Raw genomic sequence first — 24177 nt, 5'->3', positions numbered from 1 at the left:
ACCCGGGCCACTTCGGTTTCCCGGCGGATGGGGTCAGGCCCGCTCGAACAGGACGATGCGGTTGCTGTTGGTGCCCTTGGCGTTGTTGCCCACGCCCCAGATGTGCGCGGTCTTGGTGAAGACCTGGCTGTTCACCAGCACGCCGTGGGCGCGGAAGCCCGCCCGCAGGCCCAGGGGCAGCACGACCTCGTCCAGCTTGACCTTCCCGCCGCGGATCTCGCCCACCTCGAAGGCCACGAAGCCGCCGGGCCGGGTGAGGCGGTGCAGTTCCATGAAGACCTCGGCCATGGCCTCGGACCAGGCCTCCACCGAGCGGGGGGTGCTGATGCTCTGGCTGATGGCCTGGGCATCCAGGCCGTTGAACCAGCAGCGCAGCCAGTTGTCACCGGCGTAGTCCACCACATCCAGGAAGGGTGGGGAGGTGACGGTGAGGGCCACTGAGGCCTCCGGCAGCTCCCGGGTCTGGCGGGCATCCCCGGTGAGGAAGCGGGCATCCAGGGCGGCAGCGGCCAGGTTCCGCCGCTGGGCGGGCTCCAGGCGCGTGAGCAGCTGCCGGGTCTTCCGCAGGATGAGGGCGTGGGTGTCGCGGTAGGGCGGGGTCTGGTCGCGCTGGAGATTGATCTGGCGCTGCTTCTCTGCCGTGAGCGCCTGGTTGGGGGGCAGCGTGTAGACGGAGAAGAATCCCGGGCTGTGGCCTGTGAGGCGATTGGTGGCCACCATGCGGATCCAGGTGTCGAGAGCATCCAGCCCGCCGCTGGCCGCGCGATCCAGGCACCAGTGGCGAAGGCCCCGGATCTCGGCGGCGGTGTCGGGATGGAAGAACATGCCGAGGTCCAGCCCATCCTCCGCACCCGTGCGTGGGATGGCCTCCAGGCGTTTGGCCACGGCCATGGGATCCGGCGGCGTCAGGCGCGGTTCCGCCAACATCCGGGACAGCGGGTTCACATCGTTGGCGGCGACCCGGCGTCCCAGCAGGGCGGCCTCCAGGGCCGTGGTGCCGCGGCCGCTGAAGGGATCATAGACGCGGTCGCCGGGCTGGGTGAGGCGCTCGATGAAGTGCCGGGGCAGCTGGGGCTTGTAGCAGGCGCGGTAAGAAATTTCATGCAGGTTGGCGGCCTGGCGCTGCTTCGAGGTCCAGAATTCCAGAGAGAGCCGGGGATAGGCCTGGCCTTCGGCCGGCACAGAATCCCAGGCCTCTTCGGGCGGGGAGGGGGCAAAGACAGGCAGACCGCTGTCGGGGATGAAGCCCGCCAGGAAGCTCCGCCGCACTGCCTCCTCACCGTCTCCCGTCATCCGCTTGCGCCTGCCTTTCAGTGGCCAATCAGGATAGCCTGCTGGGGAGATGAACCCCGCCCCCAAGCGCCACCCCGAGCTGACGCGCCTCTATGTGGCCGTGGGGCTGGCCGTCCTGATCATCATGACCATCCTGGCCTACAAGGCCGTGGGCAACCGGGTGGCGGAGGGCGGGCTGGACGCGCCCTCGCGGTGGGCGCTGCTGGCGCTGGGCCTGGCCAATGTGCTCGCCATCGGGGCGCTGCTCTTCATCGTGGCCCGCAGCGTGGCCAAGCTCTACTTCGAGCGCCGCAGCGGCATCCTGGGCGCCCGCCTGCGCACGCGCCTGGTGCTGACCATCTTCAGCGTGTGCCTCGTGCCGAGCCTGATCCTCTTCCTCGTGGGGCAGAACTTCATCAACAAGAATGTGGAGCGCTGGTTCAGCCCGGAGACGGAAATCTCGATCCGGGACGGCCAGCTGGTGGCGGGGGACCTCCGCGCCGCCGCCAAGGCCCGGGTGGACTTCGGCGCCGAGCGCCTGCTGGCCTCGCCCTCGGCGGACGCCGCCAGCATCCGCACGGCCTCGGGCCTCGACCTGGTGGCCTACCTCGGCGCCCGCGGCGGGGAGGGCGTGAAGGCCCTGGACCTGGGTGCCGGCCTGCCGCCGCCGAACCTTCAGGTCCCGGGAACCGAGGCCGCGCAGGAGGCCACCGAGGGGCTGTGGCTGCTGCGGGTGGTGCCCCGGGGCGACGGCGTCTGGGTGGTGGGCGTCTTCATGCCGCGGGAGACCCTGAACCGGGTGCTGGCCCTGGAGCAGCGCTTCCGCGAGAGCCAGCAGATGCGCGCCGCCAAGGACACCCTGGAGACGCTGCCGCAGAACACCTTCCTGTTCCTCACCATGCTGACGCTCTTCTTCGCCGTGTGGTCGGGCCTCGCCCTGGCGAAGTCGCTGAGCGAGCCCATCCGCGCCCTGGCCAAGGCCGCCCAGCGCGTGGGCAGCGGCGACCTGGAGGTGCAGCTGCCCGAGCTGGGCGAGGACGAGCTGGCCTTCCTGGCCCGGACCTTCAACGCCATGATCCGGGACCTCAAGGCCAACCGGGCGGCCATCGTGGCGCAGGCCGGCCGGCTGGAGCAGCAGCGGGCCTACCTGGACCAGCTGCTGGCGGCCCTGCCCGTGGGCGTCATGAGCTGGCGGGCGGACGGCGAGCTGCGCACCTTCAATGCCGCGGCCCGCAGCTGGCTGGGCCTGGAGACCTTCGACCCCACGGAGGCCCGCTGGGCGACCGTGGAATCGCTGCCCCGCCTGGGCCGCCTGCCCGAGCTGCTGGCCGCGGTGCGCCTGTCCGGGCGCGGCGCGCAGGAGGAGCTGCGCCTGGGCGGCGAAGGCGAGGGCCGCCCCGTGCGCGCGATCTTCGAGCCGCTCCAGGGCGGCGGCGTCCTGGCGGTGCTGGAGGACCTGTCCCTGCTGGCCCAGGCGGAGAAGCGCGCCGCCTGGCAGGAAGTGGCCCGGCGCATGGCCCACGAAGTGAAGAACCCGCTCACGCCCATCCAGCTCACGGCCCAGCGCCTGCTTCGCCGTTCCCGCGAGGGCCGCCTGGATCCCGAGGCCGTGCAGGAGGGCGCCGAAACGATCCTGGCGGAGGTGGCCAGCCTCTCGCGCCTGGTGGACAGTTTCAGCCGCTTCGCCCGCCTGCCCGTGCCCCAGTTCGCGCCCTGCGATCCCGCCGAGATCCTGCGGCAGGTGCTGGCCCTCTACGAGCCGAACCAGCCGGAGATCCGCTGGACCCTGAACTGCCCGCCGGAGTCGCCGGGCGTCCTGTGGGATGGCGACATGGTGAAGCGGGCCCTCATCAACCTGGTGGACAACGCGGTGGCCGCCGTGGACGGCAAGGGGTCGGTGGCCCTGTCGCTCACGGTGGACCCCGAAACCGAAGGTCTGCGCTTCAGCGTGGAGGATGACGGCACGGGGGTGCCGGAAGGCGACCGCGAGCGCCTCTTCGAGCCCTACTTCTCCACCAAGCGGAAGGGCACGGGCCTGGGCCTGGCCATCGTGCGCCGCATCGCCCAGGATCACGGCGGCGACGCGGATTACCAGCCGCTGGGGCAGGGCAGCCGGTTCAACCTGTGGCTGCCGAAGGGCCCGAAAGCCTGAGCGGCGGGAAGCGGCCAGGGGCAACAGCCTGTCCATGCGTGCCGGAGACAAGAATTCACAGCGCTGACATCAGGGCGTGATCGACGCCCCTGAGCATGGCTCCAGTTGCCTGAACCAACCGCGGCCGGGAGGAGGCCCGTTCCATCGAGAGAGGGCCCTCGGGCCGGATGCCACCGGGATCCGACCGCGCTCCTCCCCGCACCAGACACCGCGCCAAGCCCCCTCACGACGCCCGAGCCCGATGCGCATGAACGGGCGGAAGCGGTCCAACCCAACCCTGGAGAATCCATGACGATCCACTTGCGCCTCGGGCGCCGGGCGCTCTGCCTGGCCCTGCTGGGCGGTCTCGCCCTCACCCCCTGGGCCCAGGCCCACCCCCTCCCGTCCTCTGAACGCTCCGAGCGAGGGGCCGGAGACGAGCAGGCTCCCCCGTCCGCCCGGGGGAATCAGACCCATAAAGCCTCGCACATCAAGATTCTCTCCCAGCCCCTCAGCCAGACGAAGGTGTTGGGAGAACCGGCCGTCTTCACGGTCGTGGCTGAGGGAAAGCCCCGGCGGCTCCATTATCAGTGGTGGAAGGACGGGCGGCGGGTCGGCCAGGACGCGCCCAACTACCTGATTCCGGCGACCGAAGCCCAGCACGCCGGGGCCTATGCCGTCACCGTGCGCAATCCCACCGGCAGCGTCACCAGCGACCCTGCGGTCCTGACGGTCAACTTTCCGCCGACGATCACGCTGCAGCCCGTGTCCCAGACCGTCGACCAGGGGATGGGTGTGACCTTCACGGTGGCCGCGGGCGCCGAAGGGGGCGCAGCCCTGGGTTACCAGTGGCGGAAGGACGGGGCTCCGATCCCTGGCGCGACCGCTGCCACCTTCAGTCTGGCGGCCACCGCTGCGGCGGATGCGGGCAGCTACGAGGCGGTGGTCTCCAGCCTTCTGAACGGCACGGTCGCCTCGATCACCTCGCTGCCGGCGATCCTCAAGGTGAACCTTCCCCCCACCATCCTGGTGCAACCCAAGACGCAGACGGTCCGGCCCCCCGACGCCGTGACCTTCACTGTGACGGCCCGGGCGAACAACGGGGGATCCCTGGCCTACGCCTGGAAGAAGAACGGTGCGCTTCTCGACGGGGCGACCTCGGCTTCCTACACCGTGCCCTCCACCGAGTTCGCGCTGAACGCGGACACCTATTCCGTGTCCGTGAGCGAAGGGAACCTCGGCACCGAGAGCGGGCCGGTCCAGGCTCTGGCCTCGGTCCCCGCGCCCACTTACGCCGGTGATCCCATTCCGGTGCCGAGCCGACCCCTGACGGTGCTGCCCTCCCTCCATGTGGATCCCGTCCAGTTCCCCAACGGGGCCTTCCGGCTGGGCTATGACGAGACCCTGAAGAACCCCGTGTGGACGGCCTATGTGAATTTCCCCGTGAAGTCCCCGTACCCGAATTCGACGGCGGACTATAAGGCGGACGGCCGCCTGGAAGCCCCCCAGGTCGGCAAGGATGACTACACCGGAATCTACACGGGCGGCGCGGGGTTCCCCGACAGCTATGACCGCGGCCATCAGGTGCCTCGGGCCGATGTCTCCTACCGCTACACCCCGGTGGCGGGCGACGACGCCACGATCATGAGCAATCTCGTCCCCCAGATATCCCAGTTCAACCAGCAGACCTGGCAGAAGCTGGAGGATGCCATCGGCGGCACCCAGGGGGGCGCCACCAACGGCCTGACCTCTTTCAAGGGGCGGGTCTGGGTCTACACGGGGTCCGTGTTTCCGGTCACCCCGACCTGGTGGAACTCCAAAGTCACGCCGGGACTCCGGATCGCGATCCCCGAGGCCTGCTACAAGATCGTCCTCCACGAGAAGACCCCCGGACACCCCGAAGTACTCGCCCTCCTGCTGCCCAACACCTGGGGCCTGGCGAACAGCACCGCCACCCTGACGGGGTATGTGACCTCGGTGGCTCGGATCGAGTCGCTGACGGGGCTCAATTTCTTCCCCCAGCTGGCCGCGGTCGCTCCGGACCTGGACATCCCCACCTGGAAGGCCACCGTGGATGTGCGCGGTTGGAAGGTCCCCTTTGAGCAGGCCACCGGGCCCAATGTCCACATGATCCAGCCCAGCTATGACACCACCGTCGAGGTGGGCAGCACGGTGATCTTCGAAGGCGCAGCCACCCCCGGCGCCTCGGCAGGCACGGCCATCGCCGCGGCGTCCTGGACCTTCGGAGACGCCAGCCCCAGCAGCACGGGGTTCTCGACGGCCCACCAGTACGCGAGCGCGGGTTCCTTCCAGGCGACCTTCACCGCCAGCGATGACCTGGGCACCAGCAACACCCTCACCCGGGTGATCCGCGTCATTCCGCCGGCCTCCAGCAATGAGGCGCCCACCACGGCGCCGGCCGTGCTGGAAAATCAGGCCGCCACCACGGGGCAGGCTCTCACAGTGGCCTTCACGGTGGTCGACGACCGCACCCTGGCTGGCCTGGTCAAGGTGGCGGCTGTCTCCGACAACGCGACGCTGCTGCCGACCAGCGGCATCCAGACCACCAACGCCTCGGGCGCCGTCACCCTGAGGCTCGCCCCCGCGGCGGGCCAGGAGGGGACGGCGACCGTCACCGTCACGCTCACGGATGGAGATGGCGCGACCTCGACACGGACCTTTCTCCTCACGGTCAAGGCCGCGGCCACGAACACCCTGGTCGAAACTTTCGAGGCCGGGACCAAGACGGCCTACGCCGCCGCCAATGTGACCTTTGCCTCCGGTGTCTGGACCTTGGCCGACGCGCTGGTCGGCACCAGCGCCAGCGATCCGAAGAGCGACCTCAAGAGCATCCGGGTGCGCAACGGCGTCGTGACCATGGCCTTCGACTGGCCGAAGGGGGCCCAGACGGTGTCCGTCAACCACGCGAAGTACGGAACGGACGCCAATTCCACCTGGGAGCTGTACTACTCGGTGGACAGCGGAAGCACCTGGACTCTGGCCGGCCCGGCCGTCACGAGCAGCACGACGGCGCTCTCGCCTGCGGTCTTCGCCCTGAACCAGCCGGGCCCCATCCGGTTCGAGTTCCGGAAAGTCGGCGGCACCACCACTCGGTTCAATCTGGACGACTTCCGGATCCAGGGGTACTGATCGCACCGGGTTCATCGGCGAGCGGGGTCCTCAGGATCCCGCTCGCCGTCACCCATTCCCTCAACTTCCGTGCCGGGAGCGCCGGCGCAGCCACAGTCCCACGGGCCCCAGCACCAGCCAGGTCAGCAGCACCATCTTGACGAGCGGGGTCACGGGAACTCCGGCGGAGGCTTGCGAGGAGAGGGACAGCCTCTCACGGGGCGACTTCCGGGAGTGGCCCCGGGGGATCCCAAATCGCGGGGTATGCTGGCCCCATGGAGAACCGGCAGCCGGCATCGACGGGCACCTGCCTCATCGCGGGGTGCGGCTACACCGGGGTCCGGCTGGCGCGGCGCCTAGTGGCGCGGGGCCCGGTGCTGGCCCTGGTGCGGTCGCCGACTTCCGCCGCCGCCCTGACGGCCGAGCTGGCCTATGCGGACCTCCAGGCCCAGGCTCTGGCCCGGGCCCTGGACCTGGACGCTCCCGGAGCCTTCGAGGTCCCCCGGGATCTGGAATCCGTGCTGTACCTGGCGCCGCCCCCCGGACACGGAGAGGGCGATCCCCGGTTCCAGCGCTTCCTGGCGGGGTTGGGCGGGGCCCGGCCCAAGGTGCTGGTCTACCTGAGCACCACCGGGGTCTATGGCGACGCGCAAGGCCGGGCCGTGGACGAGGCCACGCCGCCGGTGCCCGGGGATGCGGCCGGCCGTCGCCGCCTGGCGGCGGAGCAGGCGGCCTTCGCCTGGGGCGCCGAGCGCGGCGTCCGCTCCGTGGCGCTGCGCGTGGCCGGGATCTACGGGCCGGGCCGCCTGCCCCTGGAGCGGCTGCGGAGCGGCGAGCCGGTTTTGCGGCCCGAAGATTCGGGGCCCGGCAACCGGATCCAGGTGGAGGATTTGGTGGCGGCCTGCCTGGCGGCCCTGGACCGGCCCGTCGCCGGGCCGGTCAATGTGACGGACGGGGACCCCCGCAGCATCGGGGCCTTCCTGGAGCTGGTGGCGCGGCTGGCGGGGCTCCCTGCGCCGCGCCGGGTGACCCTGGAGGAGGCGCGCCGCGAGCTGAGCCCCGGCATGCTGGCCTTCCTCCTGGCTTCCCGGAGGGTGCTCAACCGGCGCCTGGTGGAGAACCTGGGCGTGACCCTGCGCTACGCGGACCCCGAAGCCGGCGTGCGCGAAAGCCTGCGGCAGATGGGGCTGATCAGTACCGCAGCACGCTGAAGACGGGCAGCCCTTCGACCTTTTCGCGGCCGGGCAGGGAGGTCAGCTCGATGAACACGGTGAGGGCCACGGGCTGGGCGCCGGTGCGCTGCACCAGGCGCTGGGCCGCCGCCGCCGTGCCGCCGGTGGCCATGACATCGTCCACGATGAGCACGCGGTCGCCGGGGCCGAAGGCATCCGTGTGGATCTCCAGGGCATCGGTGCCGTACTCCAGGCCGTAGCCCTCCTTGTGGGTGGGCATGGGCAGCTTGCCGGGCTTGCGGGCGGGCACGAAGCCCACGCCCAGCTTCTGGGCCAGGGCGCTGCCGAAGATGAAGCCGCGCGATTCCAGGCCGAGCACATGGGTGGGCTGGAGGGTGAGCACGGGCTGGGCCATGGCCTCCACGGCCACGCCGAAGGCCTCGGCGTTGGACAGCAGGGGCGTGATGTCGCGGAAGAGGATCCCCGCTTTCGGGAAATCCGGCACATCGCGGACATAGGAGGCAAGGGGGGCGGAAAGGGACATGGCTACCTGTAGATCTCAAAAGGATGGGGAAGGGAGGATCGCACATCTAGGGCGCCCCAGTCCAGCCGTCCCACGGCGGCGAAGGCCGGACCCTGGGCCAGGCGCGCCCGGAAGGCGGCCAGGGCGGCCTCCGGACCTTCGGCCTCCCCGGCCACCGAGCCGTCCGCCTCGTTGCGCACCCAGCCCGCCAGGTCCAGGGCCTGGGCCTCCCGGGCGGCGAAGCGGCGGTAGCCCACGCCCTGGACCGCCCCGTGCACGCGAAAGGCGATCCGCATCGCTACCCGTTGAACGCCGAATCGAAGTCGGCCTGCCGCGCCAGGGTTTCCGGGCAGCCGAGGTCGAGCCGCAGCGGCGTCACGCTGGCGAAGCCCTCGAACACGGCGCCGGCATCGCTGCCGGGGGCCTTGGCGTAGGTGGGGCCCGCGTCGCCGCCGATCCAGAAATAGGGCGTGTTGCGGGGGTCGGTGCGCCGCTCCACCAGGTCGTGGTAGGCGCGGCTGTCCTGGCTCGTGAGGCGGAAGCCCTTGGGTTCGCCCTTCGGGAAGTTCACATTCCAGATGCGGTTGCTGGGGAGATCCATGGTCTCCCAGCGCTCGAGGAAGCGCCCGATCCAGGGCTCGGCCTGCTCCAGCGAGCCCGAGGGGTGGATGGAGAAGGCCGCGGCCCGCGCGCCCTGGAGGCGGCCCTCGAAGGCGGCGCCCACGGTGCCCGAGTAGAAGACATCCTCCCCCAGGTTGAACCCGTGGTTGATGCCGGACAGCACCCAGTCCGGCTTGCGGTCGAGCACCTCGCAGACGCCCAGCAGGACGCAGTCCACGGGCGTGCCGTCGCAGGCGTGGCGGTCGGGGCCGATCTCATGCAGGCGGAGGATGTTGTGGAGGCTGAGGGCCGAGGAGATGGCCGAGCGGTTGCGGTCCGGGGCCACGGTGACCACGCGGCCGAAGCGGGCGGCCGCCCGGGCGAGCGCCGACAGGCCGGGGGCCCAGAGGCCATCGTCGTTGGTGAGCAGGATCAGGCGTTCGGACATGCAATCAGTGTATCGCCCGGGATGGAAGAAGGATGCGAGGATGGGGCCATTCCCATGGATTCCGACCTCCCCCTCGACCCCTTCCCCGCCCTGGCGGCCGCGCAGCCGGACCTGGCCGCCGCCGACGGCCGGGCGGCGATCCTGGTCCGGCTCCGTGAAAGGATCGTGGCCTTCGCGGCATCCCGGTATGCAGGCTCCCAGGCGGAGGACCTGGCCCAGGAGGTGCTGGTGCTGATCCACACGAAGTACGGCCATCTGGAGCGCCTGGAGGACCTGCTGCCCCTGGCCTTCCAGATCCTGCGCTTCAAGCTGGCGGCCGCCCGGCGCAAGGCCGCGCGGCGCGGCGAATTCGACGCCGTGGATGTGGAGGTCTTCCCCCCGGCCTCCGATGCGCCGGATCCCGCGGCGGTCCTGGAGCGCAAAGAGCTGCTGGCCCGGCTCATGGGCGGCATCGGCCGCATGGGGGAGCGCTGCCGGGAGCTGTTCCGCCTCAAGCTGCAGGGGCACAGCTTCCCCGAGATCCAGGGAAGGATGGGCGCCGCCAGCCTCAACACCATCTACACCTGGGACCACCGCTGCCGGAAGCAGCTGCTCGCGTCGCTGGGCGGCAGCTGGGACGGATCCGGCGGAAGGGGGACGCCATGAAGCACGCCGAGGCCGAGAAGCTGCTCGGCGGCTACGCCACGGGGACCCTCACCGAAGCCGAGCGGCGCGCACTGTTCGAGGCGGCCCTCGAGCACCAGGATCTCTTCGATGCCCTGGCGGACGAGGAGGCCCTGCGGGAGCTGCTGGCCGATCCGGCGGCCCGGGCCCACCTGCTGTCGGCCCTGGCGCCGGGGGCTCCGCCGAAGGTCGTGCCCTTCTACCGCCATCCGGGGCTCATCGGCGCCGCGGCCAGCCTGATCGTCGCGGCCACGGCCGGACTGGCCTACCTGCGCAGTCCGGGAACCCCGCTTCCGGCGGCGCGGCAGGAAACGGCGAAGGCCGCCCCCACCGGTACGGCGAAAGTCGGCGAAGCGCCTGTCCCGGCTCAACCCCTGGCCCAGGCACAGGCCCAGCTACAACCCCAGCTACAACCCCAGGTGGCTCCCGCGCGGAAGGTGCCCCCGGCCACCGGACCCGAGGAATCGGCCTCCCCCCGCCCGATCCCGACTCCAGCGGCGGTTCCGACGCTGGCGCCAGCTCCGCTGCCAGCCTCACGGGTGGCCGCGGCGGAGGCCCCGGCTGGGGCGGAGGATGCCGCCCGGGAGGATCGGGCCAAAAAGGCCGAACGGTCCCGTCCCGTCGCCGCGCTCGCCGCTCCGGCTCCCGCGGCCGCCGTGGTGGAGGTTCTGGGTCAGGTGGCCGGGGCCCCTGCGATGACGAAGGCCATCGCTTCGGATCGGGCGGAACGGAAGGTGGCCGAGCCTGAGGGAGCCAGCCCGGCGCCGATCTGGAGCCTGGAGCCCCAGCCGGACGGAATCACCCGGGTGCTGGTCACGGCCGCGCGCGGGGCGGAAGTCTCGGTCCTGAGGCGGACGGCTTCCGGCGTCGAGGTGCTGAAGCTCCGGGTCATCCAGGACCACCCGGATGCCCCGGCCCGCTGGGTCGGCCAGGTCCGCCTGGGCCCGGGCGATGTCCTCGACCTGTACCTGATGAAGGGCCCGGTGGCGGACCCGGCGAAGCTGCCGGAAACGGGCCCCGTCGAGGGTTTCCGGGCGCGGATCCATCCGGCCGAGAAAAAAGACGCGCCCCGCTGAAAGGGAGCTCCGGCTGACGGCATTCCCTCCTGAACCGCGCCATCCCGGCGCGGCCCACCCGGGAGAATCCCATGTCGCTGCGCCGGTCCACCACCACCCTGCTCGCCTGCTGCGCCGGGCTCGCCGTGTCCGTCCAGGGGGACGCCCAGGCCCGCAGCCGGCCCTCCTCCGTGCGCCAGAGCCCTCCCCAGGGCGGAGAGCCGGCCGATGCCACCCTCTCCCCCTATTTCTTCGTGAAGAGCGAGGGCGGCGCCGTGGACCAGCTACCGCTGAAGGCCACCTCGGCCAAGGTGGCCATCGCGGGGGTCATCGCCGAGGTGACGGTGACCCAGGTCTACCGGAACACCGGGACAAAGCCCCTGGAGGCGGTCTATGTCTTCCCGGGCTCCACGCGGTCGGCCGTCCACGGCATGACCATGCGCATCGGCGAGCGGGTGCTGAAGGCCCAGATCAAGGAGCGCGGCCAGGCCCGGGCCGACTACGAGCAGGCCAAGGCCCAGGGCCGCAGCACCTCCCTGTTGGAGCAGCACCGGCCCAATGTCTTCCAGATGAATGTGGCGAACATCCTGCCCGGCGACGAGATCCGCGTGGAGCTGGCCTACACGGAGCTGCTGGTCCCCACGGACGGCACCTACCGCTTCGTCTATCCCACGGTGGTGGGCCCGCGCTATGCCGGGAAGGGGGGCACGGATTCGAGTACGGGCGAACCCTGGGTGGCGAACCCCTATACGCATGCCGGCGAGAAGCCGGCGGCCACCTTCGACCTGGAGCTGAAGCTGTCGGCGGGCCTGCCCATCCAGCGGATGGTCTGCGGCACCCACAAGACCGCCATCGCCTATGACGGCAAGGCCGAGGCCACCCTGAAGCTCGATCCCTCGGAAAGCCGGGGGGGCAACCGCGATGTCATCGTCCAGTACCAGCTGGTGGGGAGTGCGGTGCAATCCGGGCTGCTGTTGGATCAGGGCCTCCATGAGGGGCGGGAGGAGAATACCTTTCTGCTCATGGCCCAGCCGCCCAAGCGCGTGGCTTCCAAGGACATCCCGCCCCGCGAGTTCGTCTTCATCATGGATGTCTCCGGTAGCCAGATGGGTTTTCCCATCGAGATGTCGAAGGTGCTCATGAAGGAGATGATCCAGGGCCTGCGGCCCCAGGACCTCTTCAATGTGATGGTCTTCGAGGGCAGCTCGGCGTTCTGGTCCCCCTCCGGATCGCTGCACGCCACGCCCGAAAACGCCCAGCAGGCCCTGGCCTTCGTGCGCTCGCAGAACGGCGGCGGCGGCACGGAGCTCGGCAGCGCCTTGCGCAAGGCCCTGGGCCTGCCCCGGGTGCCCGGCATCTCCCGCACCTTCGTGGTGTCCACGGACGGGTACATCAGCGCCGACGGCCAGGTGTTCGACCTCATCCGGAAGAACCTCGGCTCGGCCAACCTCTTCACCTTCGGCATCGGCACCTCCGTGAACCGCCACCTCATCGAGGGGATGGCCCACGCCGGGCAGGGCGAGGCCTTCGTCATCACCAAACCCGAGCAGGCCGCCGCCGAGGCCGAGCGCTTCCGGGCCTATGTCTCCTCCCCCGTGCTCACCAACCTGAAGCTCACCGTGAACGGCTTCCGCATCCATGACCTCGAGCCCCTGCAGCTGCCCGATGTGCTGGCGGACCGGCCCGTGATCTGCCTCGGCAAATGGACCGGCGAAGCGAAAGGCACCGTCACGCTGTCCGGCATGAGCGGCGCCGGGCCCTGGAGCCAGACCTTCGAGGTGGGCCAGGTGAAGGGCCGCGAGCACGGCGCCCTGCGCCAGCTCTGGGCCCGCCAGCGCATCCAGATGCTGTCGGACTACGAGCAGTTCGGCCAGGACGAGGGCCGCAAGGCGGAGGTCACGCGCCTGGGCCTCGCCTACCACCTGCTCACGGCCCACACCTCCTTCGTGGCCGTGGATACGGTGATCCGGAACGCGGGTGGACCCTCCACCACGGTCACCCAGCCCCTGCCGCTGCCCGAAGGCGTGTCCGACGCCGCCGTGGGTGGCCTGCAGGTCCAGGCGGCGGCCTATGCGCCCGCGCCCCTGATGAAGCTGGCTTCCCCGGCCTCCGCGGTGGTGGAAGTCCTGGCCCAGGACCGGGCCCGGCGGGAGGTGAAACAGGCCGCTCCCCGTCTTCGCATCCTGGCCTTCTCGGGCATCACGGGGACTTCGGATCCCAGGAGCCTTCGGGGCGAGCTGGAAGCCCGGCTGCAGGATCCGGCCCTGGTGGCCGCCCTGGCGGGCCTTCCGGCCGGCACCGAGCTGGCCTTGAAGGTGGACCCCACCGGACAGGTGGTCTCCGTGGCCTTCGACCAGACCTTCCCCGGGGCCGCCAAAGCCAAGGCCCTGATCCTGGCCTGGCGCGTGCAGAGCTGGAGCGGGGGCTTGGCGGGGAGCCTGGAACTCAGCCTTAGCCTGAATCCCTGATCAGCCCAGCGGACGTGTGCCTGCCGACCCGCGCCCCTCCGGCTTCCAGGGGGGCGCGCTGGCGTACGGCCCCGAAGGGGGTACCTTCGGACCATGCGAAGGCAGCTGGGGGTGCTCTTGATGCTCACCTTCGGGGGCTGCGATCCGGAACCGGCCCGGCCGGCCGCCCCGGCGGAGACGGCCTTCGCCGAGGCCCGGGTGCGCATGGTGCGCGAGCAGATCGCCGCCCGCGGCGTCACGGACGGGCGGGTGCTGGCCGCCATGGCGCGGGTGCCCCGGCACGAGTTCGTACCCGCCGGTCAGCGGAACGAGGCCTACGAGGACTGGCCCCTGCCCATCGGCCATGGCCAGACCATCTCCCAGCCCTACATCGTGGCCTTCATGACGGCGGCGCTGGCTCCGAAGCCCGGAGACCGCGTCCTGGAGATCGGCACGGGATCGGGCTACCAGGCGGCGGTGCTGTCGGGTCTGGTGGCGGAGGTCTTCACGCTCGAGATCGTGCCTCCTCTGGCTCGCCGCGCCGAGGCGGACCTTCAGCGCCTGGGCTATGGGAATGTGAGGGTCCGGGCCGGGGATGGCTACCTCGGCTGGCCCGAGGCGGCGCCGTTCGACGCCATCATCGTGACCTGCGCGCCCGACCAGGTGCCCCAGACTCTGGTGGATCAGCTCAAGGTGGGCGGTCGGATGATCATCCCCGTGGGCCGGGCGCTCGGGGCCCAGGAACTCTACCTGCTGCGGAAGCGGCCCGCCGGGCTCGAAACCCAGGCCGTGCTGCCCGTCCGGTTCGTGCCGATGGTGCCCGGGAGACCCTCCTGAGGCGCTTTCGGCAGCCTGGGGAGTGTCCGACTGTGGTTTGATCAGGATCGACCCAGAGTCGACCGGGGAGGGCGCAATGCAGGTGGATGCCGCGGATCAGCTGAGACGGCTCCTCGAAGGCATCCCCGGCCTGGAGGTCGAAGTCGGGCTGACGACGGTGGGCGGCCGGGTGGAGAGCCTGGCGCGCTTGATCCGCAAATACGAGCAGCTGCACGCGGGCGACATCCAGGTTCTGAGAGAAGGTCTTGCCGTTGGGGAGCCCGAGACCACGCGGAGGCTGGCCCACTCCCTGAAGGGGGCCGCCGGATTCCTGGGGTTGACCTCGATCCAGGCCCTCGCCAGCGCGCTCGAGGCGGCGCTCCGCCCGGAGGGACCCGCTAACGAGATCGAGGGCCTGCTGGCCGCCTTCGAAGGGGAGAACGACCGGGTCTGCACCGCGATCCGGGCCCTTCCCGCGCCGGAATAGCCCGGGGGGCTCGAACGCGCGGGCCCCGCGAGCCGGAGCCGGATTAGAGGCGGATCACCGCCACGACTTCGTTCCCGGCCCCCAGGTAGTCCAGGCGATCGAACCAGACCTGCCTGGACATGGCGATGCCCCGGCCATGGAGGTGGAAGGCACGTTCCGGGCTCAGTTCCAGGTAGTCCCGCCACTCGAACCCGGGGCCCTCGTCGCGGATGTGGAACCGGATCTCGCCGTCCACCCGCTCGAACGAGATCGTGGCCCGCTTCCCCGCATGCTCTGGCAGCGCGAGCCGGTGGGCGATCTCCTCCTTCCAGCGGTCCTCGGCGAGGAGGCGGGACTTCCCGGCGTAGGTGATGCCGAGGTTGCCGTGTTCGATGGCGTTGAGCATCAGCTCGGAGAGCCCGCCGACGGCTCGCTCCGGGTTCGGAGTGGCCTTGGCGATCACGGTGGCGAGGTCCCAGGCCTGCTCCGGGGTCTGGAAGGTGAACTGGGCGGTGGCCATGCAGGCCAGGGCGCGGGTGGCCTGCTGGGCGTCCAGCTGGAGCTTCCGGTAGCCCCGGCGATCCCGGGCCGCGGCGCCGACGATGGCCAGCAGGGCCTGGGCGGTGAAGGGCTTCGTCAGGTAGTAGTAGGCCCCCGCCCGCAACCCTTCCACGATGTCCCGGTCGCTGGAGAGCGCGGTCTGCATGATGACCGAGGCGCGGATGGGGGTGGACCGGGCCTTGAGCCGCCGCAGGATCTCGATGCCGTCCATGTCCGGCATCACCCGGTCGAGGAGGATCACATCGAATTCATCGGGATGCTCGGAGATGGCCCGCCAGGCCTCCGCGCCGCTCGATACGCCGGTCGTTTCGTAGCCTTCGAATTGGAGGTTCTCGACGAGGGCCTCGAGGTTGATCGGCTCGTCTTCGACGACCAGTACGCGGGTGGATTCCATGGGTAGTGTCCTGACGAAGAGGGTTCATGAAAACACAGAAGATCCGGCCTTCACCCCCTCCTTCTCGGACCTGCCCCCGCCTCAGGTGACAATTGGCGCTCTTTCGGTCGGCTTTTGTCGCCCATTTAGGGAGGACGGGGGGCCGGGAAAGGCAAAGAGCCGGAGTCTCAAGATTTGGCGCCGACTCACCGGGGCGGGGATTCGACCGGCGTCTGGCTGCGCCAGCCGCCGGTCTCGCTCCGGCATGCCATCAAGGCACGCCTCCACGATCCCACTCGGCCGAAGGCCAAAGGGGGTGGTTCGAATCCTCTCGATCGAAGGGGCAACACACCAAAAGGGCCCTCTTTCGAGGGCCCCTTTGGTGTGTTGGTCGGCGCGAGAGGATTCGAACCTCCGACCCCTACCACCCCAAGGTAGTGCGCTACCAGGCTGCGCCACGCGCCGTGAACTATTGACTGTAGACGCATCCGGGGGGCAGGTCAACCTTTGGGTGGCGCGGACAGGCGTTCGTACAGGGCCTTCACGGACTTGAGGATGGGCTGCAGGTCGGAGCTGGTGCGGAGGAGCCTGGGAAAGGCGGCCTTGGGCTTCTGGACGGGGGCGGCGGGCAGCTCGTCGGCCTCGAGACCCAGGTCCAGGCGCTGCACCAGGTGGCCGTGGGCCAGCAGCTCGGCGCAGTCGGCCACGGTGAGGCCCTCGGCCAGCCAGGCCTTGATGCGCTTCAGGCGCGGCAGCTCGTCGACATGGTAGTAGCGGAGGTTGCCCTTGCTGCGCCGGGGCTTGATGTCGGGGATGACCTCCTCCCAGTAGCGCAGGTCCTTGGGGCCGACGCCGATCAGTGAAGCCGCTTCGCCGATCTTGAACCACTTCTTGTCGGTCATCGCGGCACCGCCTAGCTCTCCCTGGGCTCGATGCCCAGGGCCTTGAGGCGCTTGTAGAGGTTGGAGCGGTCCACGCCCACGCGCTCGGCCACGCGGGTCATGTTGCCGTTCTGGAGGCGCATCTCCCGCTGGAGGTATTGGGCCTCGAACCAGTCGCGGGCCTCTTTCAGGCTGGGGAATTCCGGGAAGGAGAAGGGGTCCTGCTCCGCGAGATGGCGCGCGGCGAGAGGGCCTAGGTCGCGGGGGCCGATCTCGTTGCCGCGGCCCAGGATGACGGCGCGCTCCATGAGGTTCTTCAGCTCGCGCACATTGCCGGGCCAGTCGTGGCGCAGCAGGGTGTCCTTGGCCTCGGGGCCCAGGTGCTTGGGGGGTCGGCCGTACTGGCGGCCGATGCGGCTGATGAAGGCCTCGGCCAGGGGCAGGATGTCCTCGGGACGCTCCCGCAGGGGAGGGATGCGCAACGGCACCACGGCCAGCCGGAAGTAGAGGTCCTCCCGGAAGCGGCCCCGGGTGATCTCGCTGGCCAGATCCTTGTTGGTGGCGGCGATCACGCGCACATCCACGCCCACGGCGCCGCCCCCGCCCACCGGCTCCACGCGGCCCTCCTGGAGGGCGCGCAGCACCTTGGCCTGGGTCTTCAGCGACATGTCGCCCACCTCGTCAAGGAAGAGGGTGCCGCCGTCCGCCTCGCGGAACTTGCCCTTCTGGTCGCGCACGGCGCCGGTGAAGGCGCCCTTCTGATGGCCGAACAGTTCGCTCTCGATGAGCTCTTCGGGAATGGCCGCGCAGTTCACTTCGATGAAGGGGGCCTCTTTGCGTGGGCTCTGCAGATGCAACAGGCGGGCCACCTCCTCCTTGCCGCTGCCGTTCTCGCCTGTGAGGAGCACGCGGCCCTCGGTGGGCGCCACCAGCGCCACATCGGCCATGAGGCGCTTCATGGCGGGGCTGTCCGCCAGGAAGAAGCGGCCGCTTTCCACCTCGGCGAGCAGGCGCTGGTTCTCTCGCTCCAGCTGGGATTGACGGAGGGCGTTGCCGGTCACCAGGAGCAGGCGGTCTAGGTCGATGGGCTTTTCGAGGAAGTCGAAGGCGCCCAGCTTGGTGGCCTGCAGGGCCGTGTCGATGCTGGCGTGGCCCGAGATCATGACCACGGGCAGGTCGGGGCGGATCTGCTTGGCCTGCTTCAGCGTCTCCAGGCCATCCTGCCCTGGCAGCCACACATCCAGCAGCATGAACTGGATGCCCTCGCCGTCGGGGTTGTGCAGCAGGTCGATGGCCTGTTCGCCGCGCTCGGCCTTCACCACCTGATAGCCCTCGTCCTTCAGGGCTTCGCCCAGGGACCGCCGGATTCCCGGCTCGTCATCCACCAGGAGGATGGTGATGGGGGCACGCATGATTCCATGCTGGACGCGGGCCAAGCCTTTGTCCAGCAGTAGGTTGCCTAGATTTCTGCCAATGCCTTCTCGGTTTCCGGCAGGAGGGCGGCCGCCAGTTCCCCCGCAGCGAGGTAGTAGGGGTGGGCGGCCACCTGCGGCAGCTGTTCGACCACGACCTGAACGAAGGGGCGTAGGTGGTCCCGGAGGAGGCGCCGGGCCAGCGCCACGAACTGATCGCGTTCCGCCAGATCCCCCTCGATCACCTGCCCCAGGAGGAAGCTCAGGCAGGCGAGTTCCAGGCCCAGGTGGTCCGGGGGGACGGTGAGATCCTCCTGGAGGCTGATGTCGGCCTCGTCGTAGAGGGCCTGGAGGGGACCGAGCACTTCGGGGGCCATGAGGTGGCCCCGGGTCTGGACGGACTCGAAGAGGTGGATGGTGTCCGCATCCTTGGCGTGGAGGAAGAGCCGCGCGTATTCCACGGGCTGCTCCTCCGGCGCCAGGGCCTGTCGGGTCATCCGCTCCAGGGGCCCGGTGAGCGCATCTGCGGGCTGGCCGTCCCGCAGCTCCCCCAGGGCCTCCTTCAGATCGGCCTCGGGTTCCAGGAAGGCTTCCGCGAGGATCTGGGCGAGGTCCGCCAGGCGTGCGAGCGACATGGGGGGCTCCTTCAGTGCAGCATCCCCATCTTGTGGAAGCTGCTCACCTGGCCAGCGTAGACGAAGATGTAGCGCAGCAGGAAGCCGCCGAAGAGCACGAGCCCCGAGGCGGCCAGGGCGAGGTTCCGGCTGCCGTGGAAGGTGTGCCCCTTGAGCAGGCTGGGGGCCAGCTCGTAGACCTCGATGCCCAGCGGCGTGAGGAGCCCCAGGCCCAGGAAGAAGACCCAGAACACGACTGTGTACGGGCCGCCCAGGATGAGCCAGAGGGCCTGCTTCACGGCCAGCACGGAGAGCGTCCCGTGGATGAGGTAGGGCAGGATGATGAAGAGCTCCAGCACGATGAACACGATGTCCAGGGTGATGAGGAACTTGGTTTCGTGGGCCTCGATGGGGTTGCGCCGGTCGAGCACCATGGCCAGCAGCAGGGCCGCCGCACCGCTGGAGAGGGCTGAGAACAGGAACATCTGGGCCACCAGGTTGGTGTTCCAGAAGGGGCGCGCGGACACGGCACCCAGCAGCACGCCGGTGTAGATGCCCACGCCGATGGCGAAGGGGAAGCCGATCATGGCAAGGGTCTTCCGGTGGGCCGAGAGGTCCACATTCAGGCGGTGGACCTGCTTCCAGGCGGGCGGCACCTGGCTGAACAGCTTCTGCCGCCAGTCCCCGGGCAGCCAGGCGAAGGCGTAGACGAAGGCGATCACCGTGAAGAGGGTGAGGAGCCAGCTGCCGATGGACATGGGGCTCTCCCAGCGGAAGTGCATGAACAGCTTGTAGAAGCGGTACCAGTTGCCCAGGTCGAGGATGAGCAGGGCCGAGCCGATGGCCACGGGCCAGGGCGCCAGCAGGGCCCCCATGCGGGCGATGCGGGGGTAGGCGGGCTGGCCGTCCACCTCTAGGTAGTTGGCGAGGCCCGCGGCGAAGAAGAGCCCGGCGGACAGGCCGCCGAGGAACAGGTAGACCACGATGAGGAGGCCCCAGTTGAACTCGTGCATATCACGCTCCTAGAGCAGGTAATAGAGTTGGGGGCCGTTGCCCGTCTGGGGTTCCTTCACGCGGTAGCGCCGCGTGGCGAGCAGTTCGTGTACCCGGCTGGCGGGATCCTCCAGGTCGCCGAAGACGCGCACCTTGGAGGGGCAGGTCTCCACGCAGGCCGGAATGGTGCCCTTGTCGATCCGGTGGCTGCAGAGGGTGCACTTGTGGACCGTGCCGCTCGCCTCGTGGAAGTAGCGGGCGTCGTAGGGGCAGGCGATCATGCAGTAGCGGCAGCCGATGCACTCGTCATCGTTCACGAGCACGATGCCGTCCTTGCGCTGCCAGGAGGCCCCGGTGGGGCAGACCCGCACGCAGGAGGGATGCTCGCAGTGGTGGCACTGCTCCGGCTCGAAGTCGATGCGGAGCTTGGGGTATTCCCCCTGCCGGTCTTCGTTGATCCAGTTGCGGAAGTTCCCGATCGGAACCTCGTTCTCGGCCTTGCATGCGACAGCGCAGGCTTTGCAGTTGATGCATTTCCGCGAGTCGATGACGAGGGCGTAGCGCTTCTTCTTGATGGCCATGGTCCACCCTCCTCAGGCGTTCGCGACTTTGACGAAGGTTTCGTGGAAGGCGGCATTGCCCGACACCTTGTCCCAGGCGGTCTCGAGGATCACCGCATCGCTGGCGCCCACCTGGTAGACCAGGCTCTGCATCTTCGACTTCTTGCCGAAGCCGTGGAGCATGAACACGCAGTCGGGGCGGATCTCCTCCGTGACGCGGGCCTTGAGCTTCACGCTGCCCACACTGCTGGTGACCGTGAGGGTGGAGCCGGTCTTGATCCCGAGGCGCTCGGCGGGCTTCGGGTTGATCCAGAGGTCGTTCTCCTTCATGAACTCGTTCAGCCAGACATTGTTCGACTGGTTGGCGTGGGTGAAGTAGCCCACGCGGCCGAGGATGAGGCGGAAGCGGTCGCCGGGCGGCTGGACCGGCGCGGCGTAGACGGGCAGCGGGTCATGGCCGGCCTCCTGGAGGCGCTCCGAGAAGAGCTCGATCTTGCCGGTCTTGGTGACGAAGCGATGGTCGGGCGTCAGGGTCTTGCCGTAGCTGGGCTGGCCGCTGGCGGCCCACACGCCGTGCTTCTTCATGTGTTCGGCGGCCATGGGGATGGGCAGCTCCTTGAACTCCGCCTCCACCCACTGCTCGATGGTGTAGTCGAAGTAGTCGCTGAGGCCCAACCGCTTGGCCAGGCCCTGGACGATGTCGAGGTTCGGCTTGGTGTCGTGGATGGGTTTCACCACCTGCTGGCGGTAGACGACGGCGGGCCAGATGCCGGGCATCACTTCCACCGGATCCGTGCGCTCCAGGTAGGCGCTCTCGGGGAAGACCACATCGGCATACCAGGCCATGTCGCTCATCTGGACGTCGATCACGCCGATGAAGTCCATCTGCTCGATCATCTTCATCGTCTTGGCCTGGTCGGGCATGGCGTTCAGGGGATCCTGCTTGTAGACCATCCAGGCCTTGATGGGGTAGGGCTTCCCGCTGAGCACATTCTCGCGCAGCTTCAGGTAGACACCGTCGCCCTTGGCGGCCAGGGGGAAGTGCTTTTCGATCTCGTCCACGCGAGGCGCTTTGGGCTCGTCCCAGGGCATGAAGAGGAACTCGCCCTTGGGCAGCTTGGCGTTGGGCACCATGCCGCCGGGCTGGTCCCAGTTGCCCACGATGGCGTTGAGGATGGCCTGGGCGCGGCGCATCTGGAAGTCGTTCTGGTACCACGAGGACCGCCGGCCGGCGTAGTAGAGGGCGCGCGGCGCGGCATCGGAGAACTCGCGGGCGATGCGGATGATGTCCTTCGCCGGGATCTCGGTTTCCTGCTCGGCCCACTCGGGGGTGTAGGGCTTCACATGCTCGACCAGCTGGTCGAAGCCGGTGGTGTAGGCGGCGACGAAATCCTTGCTGTGGCGGTTCTCTTTGATGATCACATGAATCATCGCGAGGATGAACGCGAGGTCGGTGCCGGGCTTGATGGGGTACCACTCGTCGGCCTTGGCCGCGGTGACGGTGAAGCGGGGATCGAGGTAGACCAGCTTGGCCTTGCGCTCCATCACGCCGCCGATGAGATCCATGGTGTCGGGCGTGATGATGCTCTCGAAGCGGTTCGCGCCGGACATGATGACGAACTTGCTGTTGAGCAGGTCGAAGCTGGGGACGGTTCCGAAGGTGGCGCTGTAGGCCAGGTTCACCGAGGCCAGGCAGAGGGTGGGGTGGCGCACGAGGTTGGGCGAGCCGAAGGCCAGGCCCAGGTTCTTGAAGAAGACTTCCTGGAAGCCCTCGGTGGAGGACCAGAGGGTGCTTTCGGGGCCGTACTTCGACTTGGCTTCCGCCAGCTTCTTGGCAGCGAAATCGAAGGCCTCGTCCCAGCTCACGGGTTTCCACTTGCCTTCGCCGCGGGCGCCCACGCGGATCATGGGCTGTTTGAGGCGGTCGGGATCGTAGACCTGCTTGATGGCCGCGTTGCCGCGGGCGCACAGCATGTCGCGGGACTTCGGGTTCTCGGGATTGGGATTCAGCTTCTTGACGAGGCCCCCCTCGACCACGGCGATGGCCGAGCATTTGTTGGGGCACAGCTCACAGGTCGTCGGGACTTCCCGGCGGTCGTCGGAAGCCGTCCGGCCCTTCTTGAAATACCGGAGGCATCCCGCCTGGCTGGCGGTGACGGCTCCGGCGGCGGTGGCGCCGGCGGCCTTCAGGAACAGGCGGCGGTCCATGCGAGTGGTTCCCATCGGGGTCTCCCAGGAAGGACGAAGGCCGGGCCGGAGGGTCGCCCCTCCGGCCCGGTGGGGCGGTGTCTAGAACTTGACCTCGATGGAGGCGTAGGTGGACTTCACCGAGGCGGGGAAGCCGTACTGCAGCATCGGGTTCTTGTTCAGGTCGTAGGCATCTTCCCAGCTCTGGCCGGGCATGGAGGGCCCGGGGCTGATGTGCCACCCGCTGAAGGCGTGGCTGTACTTGTAGTCCAGGAAGCCCAGGCGGAAGGCGGCGTTCTTGGCGAACTGCCAGTGGATGTAGCCTTCCCACACATCGCCGCGGGTGCCGAGCTTCTCGGTGGCTTCCCCGGTGGCGGGGCTGTAGGTCCACCAGCGCGGGGACCCGTGGTTGAACTCGGCGCCGAAGCCGAGCTTCTCGGTGGCATCCCAGCGCATGCCCACATAGTAGGCGCTGGCGGTCTGGCTCTTGTTGGCGTCGCCCAGGAGGCCGCCGAAGCCGGCGAGCTGCTGGGTCTGGCCGCCGAAGGCCGCGGGCATGGTCCAATAGGCGCCGTACTGGCTCATCTTCCCGTTGGGCAGGCTCTTGATGTGGCCGTAGCTGGCGAAGTAGGTGAAGCTGTCGCCGACCTTATGCTTCCAGGTGGCGGTCCACTGGTCGATGTCGCCCAGGTTGTTGGTGGCGGTGACATATTGGATGGCGGGCATGCCGCCCATGCCGGGCATGGCGGGCACGGGGAAGTTGTTGGTGCTGCCGAAGGGGATGTCCGTGAGATTACCCATGCGGTTGTAGCCGATGTAGAGGTTCGTGCTGCTGACCGTGTCCCCGATCTGGAAGAGCAGGGGCATGTCGTACATGGCGCCCAGCACGGTGCTGTCCTTGAGGGGACCGATGCTGGCGACCTGCAGGGTGGCGGCCGAGGCATTGGGGCCCTGGGGCGTCCAGTTCACATTGGTGAAGTTGAAGCCCACGGGGGCCGCGCTGGCCTTCACATTGCCGCCGCCACCGAAGCCGGACTCGTAGCCCACGCCGTAGCAGAGGCCCAGCAGCGTTCCTTCGGGAAGGCCGAGCTTGTCGAGGTGGAACTTGAAGCCGATGCCATCCACCATGGCATTCACGGCCAGGGCCTGCGGGGTGGCCTGGCGCTCCACGCCATCCTTCACTTCAAACGGGGGGCCGTCCGAGGTGTTCTGGCGGCCGATGGAGAGGACGCCCACCGGGAAGTCGTAGACGAGGCTGGCGCGCTCGACGCGGAGTACATCCGTGCCCGGCACCTTGGCGCTGTTGAAGGAGTTCTGGACGGTGTTGGGCGAGCCGTTGAAGGTGGGGACATCCGCGCCGCCGTGGACCTTGTACATCGTCAGGCGGCCCATGATCTTGGCGTGCTCGTTGATGGTGATGCCGAGCTTGAGGCGCAGACGGGTGGACCACTGGACGGAGTTGGTCCAGTCCTGGGCGGGGGAATTCTGTGTGAGGGGCACGAAGGGGTACGCGTAGCCCGGAGGCAGGGGGCCGGGATAGCCGGCGCTCTGGGCGAAGCCCATGAACTGCTGGTAGGGCTTGAAGTGCCACTCGCTGGACTCGAAGCGGGTGCGGAGATCGCCGCCCCACTGGATGTTGTCGCCGGCGACCTTGGTCTCGACCTTGACCAGGCGGGCATCGACTTCCTGCGCGGTGGCGGCCTTCTCCTCGATGGCCTTCAGCTGCGTCTTGAGCTGTTCGATCTGCTTCTGCAGATCCTCGTTGGACTGGGCGCTCAGGGCCGCGGGTGCCAGCATGGCGACCAGGGCGAGCATGATGCGGGAGGGTTTCATGGAAGCTCCGGGGAAGGGTTCAGGGCAGGGGCGCGAGACGC

20 protein-coding genes and 1 tRNA gene are annotated in these 24177 nt (G+C 69.1%); 8 read left to right on the top strand and 13 right to left on the bottom strand.

Annotated features, from left to right (window positions below):
- Positions 1-33 precede the first annotated feature (33 nt).
- Positions 34-1293, bottom strand: a complete 1260-nt coding sequence (locus tag QUD34_RS11700; RefSeq protein ID WP_286353886.1) for a DNA methyltransferase — start codon at positions 1291-1293, stop codon at positions 34-36.
- Positions 1294-1342: 49 nt separating this feature from the next.
- Here QUD34_RS11700 and QUD34_RS11695 point away from each other — a divergent pair, with 49 nt between their 5' ends.
- The 3 genes from QUD34_RS11695 to QUD34_RS11685 all read left to right on the top strand — a co-directional run bounded on the left by QUD34_RS11695 (position 1343) and on the right by QUD34_RS11685 (position 7743).
- Positions 1343-3424: a sensor histidine kinase gene (locus tag QUD34_RS11695; protein WP_286353885.1), complete on the top strand. Its 2082-nt coding sequence runs from the start codon at positions 1343-1345 to the stop codon at positions 3422-3424.
- A 288-nt stretch (positions 3425-3712) separates the two neighbouring features.
- Positions 3713-6553 carry a DNA/RNA non-specific endonuclease gene (locus QUD34_RS11690; protein WP_286353884.1) on the top strand — a complete coding sequence of 947 codons (2841 nt, stop codon included), beginning with the start codon at positions 3713-3715 and terminating at the stop codon, positions 6551-6553.
- Positions 6554-6807: 254 nt separating this feature from the next.
- On the top strand, positions 6808-7743 hold the full coding sequence (locus QUD34_RS11685) for an NAD-dependent epimerase/dehydratase family protein (protein ID WP_286353883.1): 936 nt from the start codon (positions 6808-6810) through the stop codon (positions 7741-7743).
- Here QUD34_RS11685 and QUD34_RS11680 read toward each other — a convergent pair.
- From QUD34_RS11680 to surE, 3 genes are read right to left on the bottom strand one after another with little or no spacing between them, the layout of a single operon-like run.
- On the bottom strand, positions 7724-8248 hold the full coding sequence (locus QUD34_RS11680; RefSeq protein ID WP_286353882.1) for an adenine phosphoribosyltransferase: 525 nt from the start codon (positions 8246-8248) through the stop codon (positions 7724-7726). The genes QUD34_RS11685 and QUD34_RS11680 overlap by 20 nt on opposite strands.
- 2 nt (positions 8249-8250) lie before the next feature.
- On the bottom strand, positions 8251-8523 hold the full coding sequence (locus QUD34_RS11675; RefSeq protein ID WP_286353881.1) for an acylphosphatase: 273 nt from the start codon (positions 8521-8523) through the stop codon (positions 8251-8253).
- 2 nt (positions 8524-8525) lie between these two features.
- Complete coding sequence (surE, locus tag QUD34_RS11670) at positions 8526-9275, bottom strand: 5'/3'-nucleotidase SurE (protein ID WP_286353880.1); 750 nt, start codon at positions 9273-9275, stop codon at positions 8526-8528.
- 54 nt (positions 9276-9329) lie between these two features.
- On the opposite strand from surE, the gene QUD34_RS11665 reads away from it, so the two are divergent.
- From QUD34_RS11665 to QUD34_RS11645, 5 genes are all read left to right on the top strand, one after another.
- On the top strand, positions 9330-9920 hold the full coding sequence (locus QUD34_RS11665) for an RNA polymerase sigma factor (protein ID WP_286353879.1): 591 nt from the start codon (positions 9330-9332) through the stop codon (positions 9918-9920).
- Positions 9917-11014 carry a hypothetical protein gene (locus QUD34_RS11660; RefSeq protein WP_286353878.1) on the top strand — a complete coding sequence of 366 codons (1098 nt, stop codon included), beginning with the start codon at positions 9917-9919 and terminating at the stop codon, positions 11012-11014. The genes QUD34_RS11665 and QUD34_RS11660 overlap by 4 nt, the downstream gene beginning before the upstream one ends.
- A gap of 71 nt (positions 11015-11085) precedes the next feature.
- A complete protein-coding gene (locus tag QUD34_RS11655) occupies positions 11086-13461 on the top strand; it encodes a VIT and vWA domain-containing protein (protein WP_286353877.1) in 2376 nt (791 codons plus the stop codon).
- 93 nt (positions 13462-13554) lie between these two features.
- A complete protein-coding gene (locus QUD34_RS11650; protein ID WP_286353876.1) occupies positions 13555-14277 on the top strand; it encodes a protein-L-isoaspartate(D-aspartate) O-methyltransferase in 723 nt (240 codons plus the stop codon).
- Between the two features lie 76 nt (positions 14278-14353).
- A complete protein-coding gene (locus QUD34_RS11645; RefSeq protein ID WP_286353875.1) occupies positions 14354-14743 on the top strand; it encodes an Hpt domain-containing protein in 390 nt (129 codons plus the stop codon).
- Positions 14744-14786: 43 nt separating this feature from the next.
- On the opposite strand, the gene QUD34_RS11640 is transcribed toward QUD34_RS11645, so the two are convergent.
- The 9 genes from QUD34_RS11640 to QUD34_RS11600 all read right to left on the bottom strand — a co-directional run bounded on the left by QUD34_RS11640 (position 14787) and on the right by QUD34_RS11600 (position 24136).
- On the bottom strand, positions 14787-15677 hold the full coding sequence (locus tag QUD34_RS11640) for a response regulator (RefSeq protein ID WP_286353874.1): 891 nt from the start codon (positions 15675-15677) through the stop codon (positions 14787-14789).
- Between the two features lie 367 nt (positions 15678-16044).
- A tRNA-Pro gene (locus QUD34_RS11635) sits at positions 16045-16121 on the bottom strand.
- A gap of 35 nt (positions 16122-16156) precedes the next feature.
- Positions 16157-16558 (bottom strand): helix-turn-helix domain-containing protein, encoded by a 402-nt coding sequence (locus tag QUD34_RS11630; RefSeq protein ID WP_286353873.1) that lies wholly within the window; start codon positions 16556-16558, stop codon positions 16157-16159.
- A gap of 11 nt (positions 16559-16569) precedes the next feature.
- Positions 16570-17949, bottom strand: a complete 1380-nt coding sequence (locus QUD34_RS11625) for a sigma-54-dependent transcriptional regulator (RefSeq protein ID WP_286353872.1) — start codon at positions 17947-17949, stop codon at positions 16570-16572.
- A gap of 47 nt (positions 17950-17996) precedes the next feature.
- The gene (locus QUD34_RS11620) at positions 17997-18584 is read right to left on the bottom strand and encodes a molecular chaperone TorD family protein (RefSeq protein WP_286353871.1); all 588 of its coding nucleotides are present in this window, start codon (positions 18582-18584) and stop codon (positions 17997-17999) included.
- Positions 18585-18595: 11 nt separating this feature from the next.
- A complete protein-coding gene (gene nrfD, locus QUD34_RS11615) occupies positions 18596-19576 on the bottom strand; it encodes an NrfD/PsrC family molybdoenzyme membrane anchor subunit (protein ID WP_286353870.1) in 981 nt (326 codons plus the stop codon).
- Between the two features lie 9 nt (positions 19577-19585).
- Positions 19586-20137, bottom strand: a complete 552-nt coding sequence (locus QUD34_RS11610; RefSeq protein WP_286353869.1) for a 4Fe-4S dicluster domain-containing protein — start codon at positions 20135-20137, stop codon at positions 19586-19588.
- Positions 20138-20149: 12 nt separating this feature from the next.
- Positions 20150-22339, bottom strand: a complete 2190-nt coding sequence (locus QUD34_RS11605) for a molybdopterin-dependent oxidoreductase (RefSeq protein WP_286353868.1) — start codon at positions 22337-22339, stop codon at positions 20150-20152.
- 66 nt (positions 22340-22405) lie between these two features.
- Positions 22406-24136 carry a DUF3373 family protein gene (locus QUD34_RS11600; RefSeq protein ID WP_286353867.1) on the bottom strand — a complete coding sequence of 577 codons (1731 nt, stop codon included), beginning with the start codon at positions 24134-24136 and terminating at the stop codon, positions 22406-22408.
- Positions 24137-24177 lie beyond the last annotated feature (41 nt).

Origin of the sequence: Geothrix oryzae (assembly GCF_030295385.1) — a bacterium.
Classification (GTDB): Bacteria; Acidobacteriota; Holophagae; order Holophagales; family Holophagaceae; genus Geothrix; species Geothrix oryzae.
The sequence above is the reverse complement of the archived record's forward strand: the minus strand, read 5'-3'. Positions and strand labels throughout refer to the sequence as shown.